Consider the following 12,810-nt stretch of genomic DNA (forward strand, 5'->3'; position numbering starts at 1 on the left):
GGATTACGAGTACCATCCTGAGGTAACGGAAGCCTGGATGTACCTAGGCATGATACGCTTGCTGGTGAAGCGGCTGGCCAGGGCCGCATAAGCTGGTGGGGGGGACTTTTACAACAGTTTCTTATAAGGGTTGACCCCAGGTACACAAGCCAAGACTGCCCTGTCTGCAATCACCGGGAGAAGAGGCCCCTGTGGGTCAGGGAGTTCACCTGTCCCTCTTGTGGTACTCTTCTCCATCGGGACGTGGCAGCGGCAGTGAACATCTTGGCTAAGGCTCGGACGGAGCCTTCAGAGGTGGGAATAAACCCGCCTCTGAGAAGCCCCGCTCTTTAGAGCGGGGAGTCGTCACGGGCGCTTGGCTCCCTCCTGCACCCCCGCCAGGCGCATGAACTCCTTGGCGTCCACCGCCCGGTTCAGGCCCATCTCGTAGGTGATGAGCTTCCGCTTATACAAATCGGCCAGGCAGGCGTCCATGGTGACCATGCCGTACTGGCCTCCGGTTTGGATGACGCTGCGGAGCTGGTGGCTTTTCCCCTCCCGGATCAAGGCCCTTACCGCCGGGGTGGCGATCATGAGCTCATAGGCCAAGACCCTTCCGCCCCCGAAGGCTTTGGGAAGAAGTTGCTGGGTAAGCACCGCCACCAGGTTGTTGGAAAGCTGCACCCGCACCTGCTCCTGCTGGGCCTCCGGGAAGACGTCGATGATGCGGTCCACTGTTTCCGGGGCGGAGTTGGTGTGCAGGGTGCCCATGACCAAATGCCCGGTTTCCGCGGCGGTGATGGCGGCGGCGATGGTTTCATAGTCCCGCATCTCCCCCACCAGGATCACGTCTGGGGCCTGGCGGAGGACGCTCCTTAGGGCCTTATGGAACCCGTGGGTATCGGAGCCGATCTCCCGCTGGTTGATGATGGCCTTCTTGTGCTTGTGGAAAAACTCTATGGGGTCCTCAATGGTCACGATGTGCACCGGCTTGCGCTCGTTGATGTAGTCGATCATGGAGGCCAAGGTGGTGCTCTTCCCGCTTCCCGTGGGCCCCGTGACCAGGACCAGGCCCCTGGGGGCCATGGCGATCTCGGCGATGTTTTTGGGCAGGCCCAGCTCCTCAAAGCTCTTGATGGTGGCGGGCACCACCCTTAAGACCCCGCCCACGCTCCCCCGTTGCAAGAAGACGTTGACCCGGTAGCGGCCCTTTCCTGGGAGGCTGAAGGAGAAGTCCAGCTCCTTTTCCTCCTCAAAGATCCGCTGTTGCTTCTCGTCCATGAGGGCGTACATCAGCCGGCGGGTGTCCTGGGGGGAGAGGGGCTCGTACTCCGTGGGGTGGAACTCCCCGTCCACCTTGATCATGGGGGGAAGGCCCACGGTGATCACCAAGTCGCTGGCCCCCCGCTCTGCGGCCAGGGTCAAAAGGTCTACGATGTCAGGCGTTTGGGCCATGGTGCCCTCCTTCACTCAATGGTACGCGCCAGGACCTCCTCGAGGGTGGTGATCCCCTGGAGGGCCTTGTAGATGCCATCCTCCCGTAGGGTTTTCATCCCCTTCCTCCTGGCGATCTCCTTGATCTCCGTGGCCGACTTTCCGGCCACGATGGCGTGGCGGATCTCGTCGTCCACCACCAATAGCTCGTGGATGGCGTACCGTCCCTTATAACCGGTGCCTCCACAGCGCTCACACCCCATACCCCTAAAGAGCCTAGCTCCCTGGATTTCCCTTTCGGAAAGGCCCAGGCGGCGCAGGACCTCCGGGTCAGGCTTTACCTCCACCTTGCATCCGTCGCAGATCTTTCGCACCAAGCGTTGGGAGAGGACCCCGATGAGGGCGGCAGAGATGTTGAAAAGCTCCACGCCCATTTCGTCCAGGCGGGTGATGGCCTGGGCGGCGTCGTTGGTGTGTAGGGTGGCGATGACCAGGTGCCCGGTGAGGGCGGCCTCGGTGGCGATCTTGGCGGTTTCCGAGTCCCGGATCTCCCCCACCATGATGATGTCCGGGTCCTGCCTCAAGAAGGCCCTAAGGGCCCGGGCGAAGGTGAGGCCCGCCTGGGGGTTCACCTGGGTCTGGTTGATGCCGGGGATCTCGTACTCCACCGGGTCCTCAATGGTCTGGGTGTTCTTATCGGGGGTGGCGATGCGCTTCAGGATGGAGAAGGTGGTGAAGCTCTTGCCGCTTCCGGTGGGCCCTGTGATGAGGAAGATGCCGTAGGGCTTGGAGATCACCTCCTGGAAGCGCTCAAAGACCCCGGGGGCGAAGCCCAGCTCCTCGATCTCCGGGATGTCGGTGGCCTTTTTCAAAAGGCGCAGCACCGCTTTCTCCCCGTAGACCGTGGGCAGGGTGGAGAGGCGGAGGTCCACGTCGATGGCCCCTTCCCGGTAGCGCACCCGCCCGTCCTGGGGTAGGCGCCTTTCGGCGATGTTGAGGCCGCCCATGATCTTGACCACGCTGGTGACGGAGTTCAGGGCCCCTTTGGGCAGGGTGGTGTACTGGCGCAAGGTACCGTCAATCCGCAAGCGCACCAGCACGTCCGACTGTCTGGGCTCTATGTGGATATCGGAGGCATCCTGGAGGTAGGCTTCCCGGATCACCTGCTTGACGAACTTCTGGGCGGCGCTTTCGTCCAGCTCGGGGGTAATGGTCTCCTCTTCCTGGTAGCCCTTGGAGAGCTCCTTGGCGATCTCGCCCAGCTCCTCCTTGCCGTAAAAGCGCTCTATCAGCTTGGTGATGGCGGCCTCCGTCGCCACGGCGGGCACCACCTCGTAGGCCAGGCCCTTGCGCTTTAAGGCCAGGCGGACGTCGTCCAGGGCCAGGATGTTCCGGGGATCCTTCATGAGGAGAACCAGGGACTTGCCCTCCAGGTGATGGGGGAAGACCCCATAGCGGCGGGCCAGGTCCTCGGGGAGGAGGAGGGCGGCCCCGGGGTCCGGGGGGTTTTCCTCGGGGTTAATGTAGGCATAGCCCAGCTGGGCCGCCACCGCCTGGGCCAGGGCCTCGGGTTTTAGCTTGCCCGAGGCCACCAGGGTGTCCTCCAGGCGGCCTCCACCCTGGCGCTGCTTTTTCAGGGCCTCCTCTACATCCTCGGGCCGGGCCAGGCCCAGTTCCACCAGGATCTCCCCCAGGGGCTTGGCCTTGGGCAGGTGCCTTTGCACCTCGAGGGCCTCCCTTAGGTTCTCCCGGCTCAAGCGGCCCTCCTGGACCAGGACCTCCCCCAGGCGACTCTTCTCCGGATAGGCCCGGTGGAAAAGGGCTTCCCACTCTTTGGGTGGGGTAAGGAAGAAACGGGCAGGGTGTCCTAATAGCTCCGCCACCGCCTCCTTATGCCGGGGGTCGGCCAGGACTACCTCCACCTCCCCATTTTTGAACCCCACGGGTATGACGCTATAGCGCAGGGCGTCGGAACGAAGGAGCAGATTGGCGGCGGTGGGGTCGGGGGAGAGGTCTTGGGTGGAGGGGAGGAACCCCATTCCCTTTTGCTCCGCCAAAACCCGGTAGAGGGCTTCCTCGGGTAGGCCTTTTTGCACCAGGATGCGGCCCAGGAGATCCCCGGTCTTTTCCTGCTCCACCAGGGCTTCCTCCAGGGTGTTCCGGTCCAAAAGGCCCTTTTGCACCAGAAGCTCGCCCACCTTCAGCTCCTCCCGGCTGGGGCCACTGGGGGGAGGGGGTAGGGGTAGGCCGAGCTCCGGGTAGTTCTTAGCCAAGGCATAGAGGAAGGCGCTCTTGGTGGCCTGGTAGGGCTCCACCACCATCCCCGTGAGGTCCTCCACCTCCTCGAGGGCCAGGGTGTCCAGGGGGTTCACGAAGGCCACCCGCACCACCCCGGCCTCCTCGTCCAGGGCAAAGGGGAGGGCCTGGAGCTCCTTGGCCTTCTCCGCCGGCAAAAGGGCCTTCACCCTGGGGGGGATATCCAAGGTATGAAGCTCCACCAAGGGGATGCCGAAGTGGTCCTCAATGGCCTGGGCGATGCGCCTTTCGGAGAGAAGGCCCGAGTCCACGATGACCTCCGCCAACGAGCCCCCCACCTCCCGGTGCTTCTCCAGGGCCATCTGCAGCTCCTCGTCGGTGAGGAGGCCGGCATCCAACAGGATGGCCCCTAGCCGTTTGTCCCCAATGGTCAACACGCTCATCCCAGTCCTCCCCGCGGCTTTCTAAACGGAGCTTCCAACATTCGTATGAAACGGGTGTAAAAGAATTCCTTTTCCCGCAAGGGGGGCACCAAAACCGTGTAGGCCCCCACCAGGTTGCCCCCAAGGACATCGGTGAAAACCTGGTCCCCCACCACCGCTACTTCCCGGGCGGGAAATCCCAGGACCTCCAGGGCCCTTTTAAACCCCAACCAAGGCTTTAAGGCGGGGGCATGGCCGGGAAGGCCCAGCTGTTCTTGGATGCGGCGGAAGCGTTCGGGCAAGGCGTTGGAGAGAAGATAAACGGGAACCTCAGCCTTTAAGGCCTCCAACCAGGCCCGGTGCTCCGGCAAAGGTGTCTCCTCCCCGTAGGGCAGGAGGGTGTTGTCCAGGTCCAGGATCACCCCCTTCAGGCCCCGTTCCTCCAGCCACTGGGGGGTGAGGTGGAGGAGGGAGGGCAGGACCGCCCGGGGGAAGAGCATGCTTCCATTGTGCCACGGCGGGGTTAGCGAGCCCTTAACGGGGGAGCATGATGAGCCCCCACATCCGCCCGGTCTTCCCCCGGTCGCGGCGGTGGGAGAAGAGGGTGGGCTCGCAGTGGGTGCAAAGGCCTACCCGGTAGATCCTTTCCGGAAGGAGCCCCGCCCTTTCCGCCTGGAGGAGGAGGGCCCTTTCCAGGTCCAGAAGGTACTTCCCGGGGGCGGTGGGGTCCGGGGTAAAGGTGTCTAGACCCGCTTGGGCGAACCGTTCCGCCACCTCCTCCCCCACCTGGTAACACCGGCCCCCAATGCCAGGGCCGATGGCCAGGTGGGTCTCCTTTGGATCCAGCCCCAGCCTCTCTAGGAGCTCTAAGGCTCGCGGCAGGATACCCCCCACTACCCCCCGCCAGCCGGCATGCAGGGCCGCCACCGCGCCTTTGGGGTGGTAAAGCAAAAGAGGGTAGCAGTCCGCTACCCCCACCCGGAGGAGGAGTCCAGGGGTCTGGGTGAGGAGGCCATCTCCTTCCCAAACCCCAGGGCCTTCCACCCGATGGATCTCCGTTCCGTGCACCTGCTTAAGCCCGGCCACCGGGGGGTGGCCAAAGAGGGACAGGACCCGCCTCTGGTTCTCCGCCACCCTTTCGGGGGCGTCCCCGGTGGCTGCGGAGAGGTTCAGGCTTTGGAAGGGGCCTTCCGAAATCCCCCCCAGACGGGTGGTGAAGCCATGGGGTACGGGCAAGGGGGTGGTGAGGAGAGGGACCATGGCCCCATTCTGCTAGAGGCCAGGCTCGGGGGAAACCGTACCCCTTAGTTTCACGGGCTCAGGTGTATACTGGTCCCATGAAGACGGACCGGAACCAGCTCCGCTTTAACCAGGTGCTGCTTACCCTTCTTCTGCCCTTGGCGGCGCTTTTGGACCTTCCCCTTCCCGTCTATCTCCTTTTCCTCCTGATGTATAGCCAGCATACGCCTTGGGACCTGATGGTGGCCCTCAAGCGGGCCCTGGGCATACCCCCCAAGCTGGTAGAGGAGGACCCCAGGCCCCACCGCTTCGCCCGTACCCTGGGGGCGGTGTTTTTGGGACTGGCCTCCTTGTTCCTCCTTCTCGGCCTAAAGGGGGTCGGTTATGGCCTGGCCCTTTTGGTGGCCCTCCTGGCCTTCATCAACCTGGCCTTCGGCTTCTGCTTGGGGTGCTTCCTCTACCTGCACCTGCGCTACGCCCGGGCCCTTTTCACCGGGAAATAGCCTCCAGAAGCCGCACCATCTCAATGGCGGTGAAGACCGCCTCGGCTCCCTTGTTCCCCGCCTTGCCCCCGGCCCTTTCCTGGGCCTCCTCTGGGGTGTTGGTGGTGAGGACGCCGAAGACGATGGGTTTTTCCGTCTGCAGCATGGCCTGCATCAGGCCGGAAGCGGCTTGGCCAGCCACGTACTCAAAGTGGGGGGTTTCCCCCCGCACCACGGCCCCTAGGGCCACCACCGCATCCACGTCAGGGCGCAACGCCAGGCGCTTGGCCACCAGGGGGAGCTCAAAGGAACCCGGTACCCAGGCCACCAGGACCTCGCCGGGGTCCCCCCCCAGGCGGGCGTAGGCCTCGAGGGCCCCTTCCAAGAGCATCTTGGTCACCCGCTCGTTGAACCGGCCCACGGCGATGGCCAGGCGCACCCCCTTGGCGGTGAGGATGGGGGAAAGGGTCTTGGGCTTCATGGTCCCAATATACTTGGGGGGTGGAGCGGTACTTGCTGGTGGCCTTGGGCGGGGCCTTGGGCTCCGCCCTACGCTATGGGCTTGGGGCCTTTGTGCAAGCCCTAACAGGGCCCGGTTTCCCCTATAGCACCCTGGTGATCAACGCCTTGGGTAGCTTTCTTATCGGCGTGGTGATCCGCCTATCCCTGGAGGGGGCCCTTTCCGGGGAAGGGCGCCTCTTCCTGGCGGTGGGGGTGTTAGGGGGGTTCACCACCTTCTCCACCTTCAGCTACGAGACCCTGGCCCTTTTGCAGGATGGGGAGGTGGGGAGGGCTTTTCTATACGTTTTTTTCAGCATCTTCCTGGGCCTTTTCCTGGTGTTTTTGGGCTACCGCCTGGGCGGGGCCCTGGTAGCCTAAGGGTATGAAGCTAGAGGGGGAGGCCAAGCTCCTGCGCATCTTCGTGGGGGAGTCGGACCGGCATGGGGGGAAACCCCTCTACGAGGCCATCGTCCTCGAGGCCAAGCGCCAGGGCCTGGCCGGGGCCACGGTGTTTAAGGGCTTCATGGGTTTCGGCGCACACTCCCGCATCCACACCGCCAAGGTGTTGCAGCTTTCCGAGGACCTGCCCGTCATGATTGAGATCGTGGATACGGAGGAGAAGATCCGGGCCTTTTTGCCCGTTCTGGATGGGATGGTGCGGGAGGGGCTGGTCACCTTGGAGAAGGTGGAGGTGATCCGCTACCAAAGCCGGTGAGCCAGGTTGCTTTTAGCCCCCGGAGCGGGTCTTAACCTGGGGGTATGGACCGTATCCCCCCCGGCCAGGTGGTGACGGAGCGCTTCCCCATCCTCACCTATGGGGAAGAACCTCGGATTTCCCCCGAGGAGTGGCGCTTTTCCCTTCTCGGCCTGGTGGAAGAGCCCCTTACCCTCACCTACCAGGAGCTTCTGGGGCTACCCCAGGTGGAGCTCACCCGGGATTTCCACTGCGTGACCCGCTGGAGCCGCCTGGACGTGGCTTGGAAGGGGGTGCGGGTGAAGGATCTTTTGCTGAAGGCCAAGCCTAAGCCCCAGGCAGTAGCCGCCTTGGTCCGCTGTTATGGGGGCTACACCACCAACCTCTTCCTGGAGGACCTCCTGCGGGAGGACGTTCTCCTGGCCCATACCCTTTTCGGCAAGCCCCTGCCCTTGGAACGCGGTGGGCCGGTGCGGCTTTTGGTGCCCCACCTTTACGCTTGGAAAAGCGCCAAGTGGGTGCGGAGCATAGAACTTTTGGACCATCTGGAGTTAGGCTTTTGGGAGAAGCTGGGTTACCACTTCCGGGGCGACCCCTGGCGGGAGGAGCGCTTCCAGGAAGGCCCTATCCCTGCGGCAAGCCTGAGGTTTCAAAGCCGGAAAGGAGGGGGGGAGGGGTGACGTCTTTGGAGCAGTTCCGTCTCCACGTGGAGGAGGCTTTGCGCCGCTATTGGGAGTGCGTGAAGGCGGAAGAAGAGGAGTACGCCGAGGACTACGAGCGGGTCACCTTTATGGAGTATGAGGCCCCTGCTCCCGACCCTTGCGCCGAGGCCTTTTCCCGGTTGGTGGCGGTGGGGGCGTACGGGGAAGCCTGGGGACGGCGGGAGGACCTGGACCTGGGTGCCCTGAGGGAGCGGGTTTATGGGGCCCTGGACAAGGGGTAGGCTAGGGGCTTTCCCCCTTGGAAGTAGTGGGCTTCCCGATACCCCAGGTCCAGCAGAAGCGCCACCGCTTCCGGGAAGGCGTGCCCCACCTGCTCTGGCCGGTGGGCATCGGAGCCCAGGACCACCCCTATCCCCAGCTCCTGGGCCCGCTTGAGAAGGATGGGGGCGGGGTAGATCTCCTTGGCGGGGTTCCGGAGCCCGGCGGTGTTCACGTCCAGGAAAAGCCCCTCCTCCGCTATGGCCTGAAGGGCCGGTTCGGCAAGGTCCAAGAGGGCCTCCTCGGGTAGGTGGTGGCCGAACTTCTTGGGCAGGTCTAGGTGGCCGATGGCGTGGAAGAGCCCGCTTCTGGCGGCCTTCTCCACCTCCTGGAAGTAGGCTTGGAAAATCTCCCTCAGTTCCCGCCAGGTGTACTCCTCCTGGTGGTCGGGGTGGTCCAAGGGCCAGGCCCCCAGGTAGTGGACGCTCCCGATCACGTAGTCAAAGGGGTAGCTTTTGAGAAGGGTGGCCACAAAGCCCTGGGTCCCCTCGTGGAAGTCGGCCTCCAGGCCAATGCCTAGGTAGAGGTCCGGGTGTTCCTCCCGGATCCTTTCCAGGGCCAGGAGGTAAAAGGGGAGGGCCTCGAGGCGCATGCGGCTATGGGGGTCGTACCAGGAGGGCATGGGGCTGTGGTCGGTGAAGACCACGCCCTTTAGCCCGGCCTTGCGGGCGTGGAAGAGATACTCCCCAGGGGCTCCATGGGCGTGGCCGCAAAGGGGGGTATGGAGGTGGCTATCCACCATGTTGGGATTCTATCCGCAAGAGGAGGCCTCCCCAGGTGTAGGCGACCACCCTTTCCCCCAAGGCCCCAAAGAGATCCAAGGAGAGGAAAGGGTCTTCCTGGACCTCGAGGAGAGGGTCCTTGCCGGGGGTGTCCAGGGCCTGAACCAAGACGGGAGCCGAGGGAGGAAAGAGGAAGGGATAGCCCTCCAAGATGGCCTCCACCCTAAAGGCCTCCGCCCAAAGCCGTTTTAGGGCGAAGAGGGCTTCCTGGGGGGTATGGGCCAGCCGGTAGCTGCCTTCACCGGGCCGGCGAAGGAGGAAGGGACCCTTCCCCTGGAGGGCCTGGAGAAAGGCCTCAGCCCGTTCCGGCAACAGGTAGCTTTCCCGCACCGCCCTTTCCGCTTCTTCGGCTGCCAGGAGGAGGCGTTCCTCGTCTATGCGCACGCCGAAGACGCCTTGGAAAAGCCTTTGGATGCGCTCGGAAAGGTTGTTGAGCCGGGCAAACTCCTCCCATAGCCCCACCACCCAGCTTTCCACCACGGGAAAGCCCAGGGACTGGGCCCGTTGGAGAAGCCGGATTTCCCCTTGGCCTTGCGCTTGGGCTAGAGGAAGGAGTCCTGGGTCCACGCCTGGGGCTCAGCGGAAGCGCACGCCCTCGGCCCGGGTCACCTGCCCCTGGTAGAGGAAGGTGATCTGGCGCAAGGCGGCCTGGAGGTCAAAGGGGGTAAGGGCACTGGTGGCATCCTCGGGCAGGACCACCCGGTACCAGCGCAAGGCGGCGGAGCCCGCGGTGTGCAGCACGCAGATGTTGGCCACGGTGCCCGTCACCACCACGTTTTTAATCCCCCAAAGGTGGAGGTAATGGTCCAAGGGGGTGCCGTAGAAGGCGTCGTAGCGCACTTTCTGGATAATCAGGTCCCCCGGTTCAGGGCGAAGCTCCTCCAGGATCTCCGCCCCCCAGGTGCCGGCCACCGCGTGCCGGGGCCAGATCTGGAACTCGGGATCGTCCTCCCGGTGCCAGTCCTGGGTGTAGACCACCCGCGCCCCCGCCCGCCGCGCCCTTTCCAGGAGGAGCTGGATGGCGGGGACGCTTTTGGGGGCATCGGGCACGAAGAGGGCCCCCTGGGGGTGGGCGAAGTCGTTTTGCATGTCCACCACGATTAAGGCGGTCTCCTTGGCCGGGAGCTCCAAACCTTCCACCTTGGGGATTTCCGGAACTTCCACCATACCCTTATTTTGCCACCTTGACCTGGGGGGGAGGAGGGGCTACACTCTTGCGCATGAAAATACGGGACCTCCTGAAGATGCGCGAGGGGCCGCTTTTTTCCTTTGAGTTTTTCCCCCCCAAAAACCCGGAAGGGGAGGAGGCCCTCTTCCGCACCATGGAGGAGCTTAAGGTTTTCCGGCCGGCCTTCGTATCCATCACCTACGGGGCCATGGGCAGCACGAGGGATCGCAGTGTGCTCTGGGCTAAGCGCATACGGGACTTGGGGCTAAACCCCCTTGCCCACCTCACCGTGGCCGGGCAGAGCCGGAAGGAGGTGGAGGGGGTTCTGGACCGGTTCGTGGCCGCAGGGGTGGAGAACATCCTGGCCCTCCGCGGGGACCCTCCCCAAGGGGAAAAGGTCTTTACGCCGCATCCCGAGGGGTTCCGCTACGCTTCCGAGCTGGTGGCCTTCATCCGGAGCCGCTATGGGGAAGGGGTTTCCGTGGGTGGGGCCGCCTACCCCGAGGGGCACCCGGAAAGCCCGGGCCTCGAGGCCGACCTCCTCCACTTCAAGGCCAAGGTGGAGGCGGGCTTGGACTTCGCCATCACCCAGCTTTTCTTCAACAACGCCCACTACTTTGGCTTCCTGGAAAGGGCCAGGCGGGTGGGCATACAAATCCCCATCCTCCCAGGCATCATGCCCATCACCAGCTACCCTCAGCTTCGTCGCTTTACCGAGGTCTGTGGGGCCAGCATCCCTGGTCCTCTCCTTTCCCAACTGGAGAGGCACCAGGAGGACCCCAAGGCCATTCTGGAGATCGGGGTGGAGCACGCCGCCCGCCAGGTGGCGGAGCTCTTAGAGGCGGGGGTGGAGGGGGTGCACTTCTACACCCTCAACAAAAGCCCTGCCACCCGCATGGTCCTGGAGAGGCTGGGCTTTAGACCGGCTTGAGGGCCCAGGGGGTGGCCTCATACCTCTATGGCCTCCCCAAAGCGGGCCAGCCGGGCTTCCTGCCCCCTTGGGGCCAAAAGGGAGGCCAACTTTTCCAGGGCTTCCTCCTCCCCGTGCACCAGGGCTATCCGGGGCTGCCCCTCCAGCCAGTCCAGAAGCTCATCCTGCCCGGCATGCCCTGAGAAGCCGCCCAGGGTATGCACGCTGGCCCTTAGGGGCACGTCCTGGCCCAAGAGGCGGATGCGCTGGGGCCTTGCGATGATTTCCGCACCCAGGCCCCCTCGAGGCTGGTAACCCACGAAGACCAGGGCGTTTTTGGGATCGGAAAGGCCGTGTTTGAGATGGTGGAGGATGCGTCCTCCCGTAAGCATGCCGCTTCCCGCGATGACCACCATGGGGCCAGGTTGGCGGCTTAGGGCCTTGGATTCCTCGGCGCTTTCCACCACCTCTAGCCTCTTGGGGCGGAAGGGGTTCTTGCCGGATAGGAAGTAAGCCTGCACCTTCTCGCTGAAGTACCGCACCAAAGAGGGGTAAAGGTCCAGGACCCGCTCGGCCATAGGGGAGTCCAGGTAGATGGGGGCCTCGGGCAACAGGTGGCCGTTTTCGTAGAGGAGGAAGAGGATTTCCTGGGCACGCTCCACGGCAAAGGAGGGAATGAAGACCTTGCCGCCCTGGCCCAGGGTTTGTTGCAAAATCTCCAAAAACTCCTCCACCGTGGCGGCGAAGGACCGGTGGGGCCGGTCGCCGTAGGTGCCCTCGCTTAGGACCAGATCCGCCTTAGGGGGTAGGGAGGGGTCGGGGAGGACGGTTTTCTGCCGGTTACCCAAATCCCCGCTATAGACCAGGGTTTTCCCCTCCCCCTGGGCCACCACGAAGGCGCTTCCCGGCAGGTGCCCCGCCTGGCCGAAGGAGAGGGTCAGGTCCCCCAGGCGAAGCCACGCCCCGTACTCCAAGGGGTGGGCGTGCCGGAAGACCTGTTCCACGTCCCCTTCGTCAAAGAAGGGTTCCTCCATGACCTTGAGGGCGTCCTCGAGGATGATCCTTAGCAGCAAAAAGGTGGCCTGGGTGGCGTAGACGGGCCCTTGGTATCCTTCCCGGAAGAGCTTGGGCAACCTGCCCACGTGGTCCAGGTGGGCGTGGGTGAGGACCACAGCCTCCACCGCCTTGGGCTCAAAGCCAAAGGGAGCGTGGTTTTTTCCCTCCTCCCGCCCTTGGAACATGCCGCAGTCCAGAAGGACCTTCCTGCCCTCGGCCCAAAGGAGGTGGCAGCTTCCCGTGACCTCCTTAGCGGCGCCAAAAGGTACGATGCGCATGCCCTTATCTTGACACTTGCCCCCAGGTGTGTTAGCCTATTCCCTCGGACAGGGTCCTATCCCCCGTCCTGCCACCCTAGCTCAACCGGTAGAGCACCCGACTTGTAATCGGGGGGTTGGGGGTTCAACTCCCCTGGGTGGCTCCAAGCGGGCGTGGGCAGGTGCCCGAGTGGCCAAAGGGGACGGTCTGTAAAACCGTTGGCGTATGCCTTCGCTGGTTCGAATCCAGCCCTGCCCACCAAAGGTGTGCCCAAGCACACCCCCATGCGGGAGTAGCTCAGTTGGTAGAGCATCGGCTTCCCAAGCCGAGGGTCGCGGGTTCGAGTCCCGTCTCCCGCTCCACGAGCTCGCGTAGCTCAGCAGGTAGAGCACACCCTTGGTAAGGGTGAGGTCGCCGGTTCGAGCCCGGCCGCGAGCTCCATCCCTTTGCCTGCCCTGGGCCCCAAGTCCCCAGGGCGGCTTTTGCGTGCAAGAAGGAAGGAGGAACCATGGCCAAGGGCGAGTTTATCCGTACGAAGCCTCACGTGAACGTGGGGACGATTGGGCACGTGGACCACGGGAAGACGACGCTAACGGCGGCGTTGACGTTTGTAGCGGCGGCGGAGAACCCGAATGTGGAGGTGAAGGAC

Annotated in this window: 17 protein-coding genes and 4 tRNA genes; 12 read left to right on the top strand and 9 right to left on the bottom strand. The window is 63.9% G+C overall.

Translation table 11 applies throughout. From position 1 onward, the window contains the following. Window positions 1-123 precede the first annotated feature (123 nt). Window positions 124-333: a zinc ribbon domain-containing protein gene (locus Q0693_RS00285; RefSeq protein ID WP_298628124.1), complete on the top strand. Its 210-nt coding sequence runs from the start codon at window positions 124-126 to the stop codon at window positions 331-333. Window positions 334-345: 12 nt separating this feature from the next. Here Q0693_RS00285 and Q0693_RS00290 read toward each other — a convergent pair whose 3' ends face one another. Genes Q0693_RS00290 through pgeF form a run of 4 tightly spaced genes read right to left on the bottom strand, consistent with a single transcriptional unit; the run spans window position 346 to window position 5,351 of the window. Next, window positions 346-1,434 carry a type IV pilus twitching motility protein PilT gene (locus Q0693_RS00290; RefSeq protein ID WP_298628078.1) on the bottom strand — a complete coding sequence of 363 codons (1,089 nt, stop codon included), beginning with the start codon at window positions 1,432-1,434 and terminating at the stop codon, window positions 346-348. 11 nt (window positions 1,435-1,445) lie between these two features. Further along, complete coding sequence (gene pilB, locus Q0693_RS00295; protein WP_298628081.1) at window positions 1,446-4,112, bottom strand: type IV pilus assembly ATPase PilB; 2,667 nt, start codon at window positions 4,110-4,112, stop codon at window positions 1,446-1,448. After that, window positions 4,109-4,591 (bottom strand): YqeG family HAD IIIA-type phosphatase, encoded by a 483-nt coding sequence (locus Q0693_RS00300; protein ID WP_298628084.1) that lies wholly within the window; start codon window positions 4,589-4,591, stop codon window positions 4,109-4,111. Before Q0693_RS00300 ends, pilB begins: the two co-directional genes overlap by 4 nt. A 34-nt stretch (window positions 4,592-4,625) precedes the next feature. After that, entirely contained in the window at window positions 4,626-5,351 is a 726-nt protein-coding gene (gene pgeF / locus Q0693_RS00305) for a peptidoglycan editing factor PgeF (protein ID WP_298628086.1), read from the bottom strand. Between the two features lie 77 nt (window positions 5,352-5,428). On the opposite strand from pgeF, the gene Q0693_RS00310 reads away from it, so the two are divergent. Beyond that, entirely contained in the window at window positions 5,429-5,833 is a 405-nt protein-coding gene (locus tag Q0693_RS00310; protein WP_298628089.1) for a DUF4395 family protein, read from the top strand. Here Q0693_RS00310 and ribH read toward each other — a convergent pair. Next, on the bottom strand, window positions 5,820-6,293 hold the full coding sequence (ribH, locus tag Q0693_RS00315) for a 6,7-dimethyl-8-ribityllumazine synthase (protein ID WP_243029251.1): 474 nt from the start codon (window positions 6,291-6,293) through the stop codon (window positions 5,820-5,822). The genes Q0693_RS00310 and ribH overlap by 14 nt on opposite strands. A 20-nt stretch (window positions 6,294-6,313) precedes the next feature. On the opposite strand from ribH, the gene crcB reads away from it, so the two are divergent. The 4 genes from crcB to Q0693_RS00335 are packed head-to-tail and all read left to right on the top strand — an operon-like array spanning window position 6,314 to window position 7,950. After that, window positions 6,314-6,691 (top strand): fluoride efflux transporter CrcB, encoded by a 378-nt coding sequence (crcB, locus tag Q0693_RS00320; RefSeq protein ID WP_298628097.1) that lies wholly within the window; start codon window positions 6,314-6,316, stop codon window positions 6,689-6,691. A gap of 4 nt (window positions 6,692-6,695) precedes the next feature. Further along, window positions 6,696-7,028 carry a DUF190 domain-containing protein gene (locus Q0693_RS00325; RefSeq protein WP_298628100.1) on the top strand — a complete coding sequence of 111 codons (333 nt, stop codon included), beginning with the start codon at window positions 6,696-6,698 and terminating at the stop codon, window positions 7,026-7,028. A 44-nt stretch (window positions 7,029-7,072) separates the two neighbouring features. Then, window positions 7,073-7,687: a sulfite oxidase-like oxidoreductase gene (locus Q0693_RS00330; RefSeq protein WP_298628103.1), complete on the top strand. Its 615-nt coding sequence runs from the start codon at window positions 7,073-7,075 to the stop codon at window positions 7,685-7,687. Continuing rightward, window positions 7,684-7,950 carry a hypothetical protein gene (locus tag Q0693_RS00335; protein WP_298628106.1) on the top strand — a complete coding sequence of 89 codons (267 nt, stop codon included), beginning with the start codon at window positions 7,684-7,686 and terminating at the stop codon, window positions 7,948-7,950. Before Q0693_RS00330 ends, Q0693_RS00335 begins: the two co-directional genes overlap by 4 nt. Here Q0693_RS00335 and Q0693_RS00340 read toward each other — a convergent pair. Genes Q0693_RS00340 through Q0693_RS00350 form a run of 3 tightly spaced genes read right to left on the bottom strand, consistent with a single transcriptional unit; the run spans window position 7,926 to window position 9,936 of the window. Further along, a complete protein-coding gene (locus tag Q0693_RS00340; protein ID WP_298628109.1) occupies window positions 7,926-8,729 on the bottom strand; it encodes a histidinol-phosphatase HisJ family protein in 804 nt (267 codons plus the stop codon). The two genes, Q0693_RS00335 and Q0693_RS00340, sit on opposite strands and share 25 nt — an antisense overlap. Further along, entirely contained in the window at window positions 8,719-9,336 is a 618-nt protein-coding gene (locus Q0693_RS00345; protein ID WP_298628112.1) for a hypothetical protein, read from the bottom strand. Before Q0693_RS00345 ends, Q0693_RS00340 begins: the two co-directional genes overlap by 11 nt. 9 nt (window positions 9,337-9,345) lie before the next feature. After that, on the bottom strand, window positions 9,346-9,936 hold the full coding sequence (locus tag Q0693_RS00350) for a nicotinamidase (RefSeq protein WP_298628115.1): 591 nt from the start codon (window positions 9,934-9,936) through the stop codon (window positions 9,346-9,348). Window positions 9,937-9,989: 53 nt separating this feature from the next. Between Q0693_RS00350 and metF the strand changes: the two genes are divergently transcribed. Then, window positions 9,990-10,868 carry a methylenetetrahydrofolate reductase [NAD(P)H] gene (gene metF, locus Q0693_RS00355; RefSeq protein ID WP_298628118.1) on the top strand — a complete coding sequence of 293 codons (879 nt, stop codon included), beginning with the start codon at window positions 9,990-9,992 and terminating at the stop codon, window positions 10,866-10,868. Window positions 10,869-10,885: 17 nt separating this feature from the next. Here the strand turns inward: metF and Q0693_RS00360 are convergent, their stop codons facing one another. Then, window positions 10,886-12,181: an MBL fold metallo-hydrolase gene (locus tag Q0693_RS00360; protein ID WP_298628121.1), complete on the bottom strand. Its 1,296-nt coding sequence runs from the start codon at window positions 12,179-12,181 to the stop codon at window positions 10,886-10,888. 70 nt (window positions 12,182-12,251) lie between these two features. Between Q0693_RS00360 and Q0693_RS00365 the strand changes: the two genes are divergently transcribed. The 5 genes from Q0693_RS00365 to Q0693_RS00385 all read left to right on the top strand — a co-directional run. Further along, window positions 12,252-12,327 (top strand) — tRNA-Thr (locus Q0693_RS00365). A gap of 9 nt (window positions 12,328-12,336) precedes the next feature. After that, a tRNA-Tyr gene (locus Q0693_RS00370) sits at window positions 12,337-12,422 on the top strand. Between the two features lie 25 nt (window positions 12,423-12,447). After that, window positions 12,448-12,523, top strand: a tRNA-Gly gene (locus tag Q0693_RS00375). A 3-nt stretch (window positions 12,524-12,526) separates the two neighbouring features. Beyond that, a tRNA-Thr gene (locus tag Q0693_RS00380) sits at window positions 12,527-12,602 on the top strand. 67 nt (window positions 12,603-12,669) lie between these two features. Then, on the top strand, window positions 12,670-12,810 hold a 141-nt coding region (locus tag Q0693_RS00385), incomplete at its 3' end, for a GTP-binding protein (RefSeq protein WP_279165230.1).

The organism is uncultured Thermus sp. (assembly GCF_938010445.1).
GTDB lineage: Bacteria > Deinococcota > Deinococci > Deinococcales > Thermaceae > Thermus > Thermus altitudinis.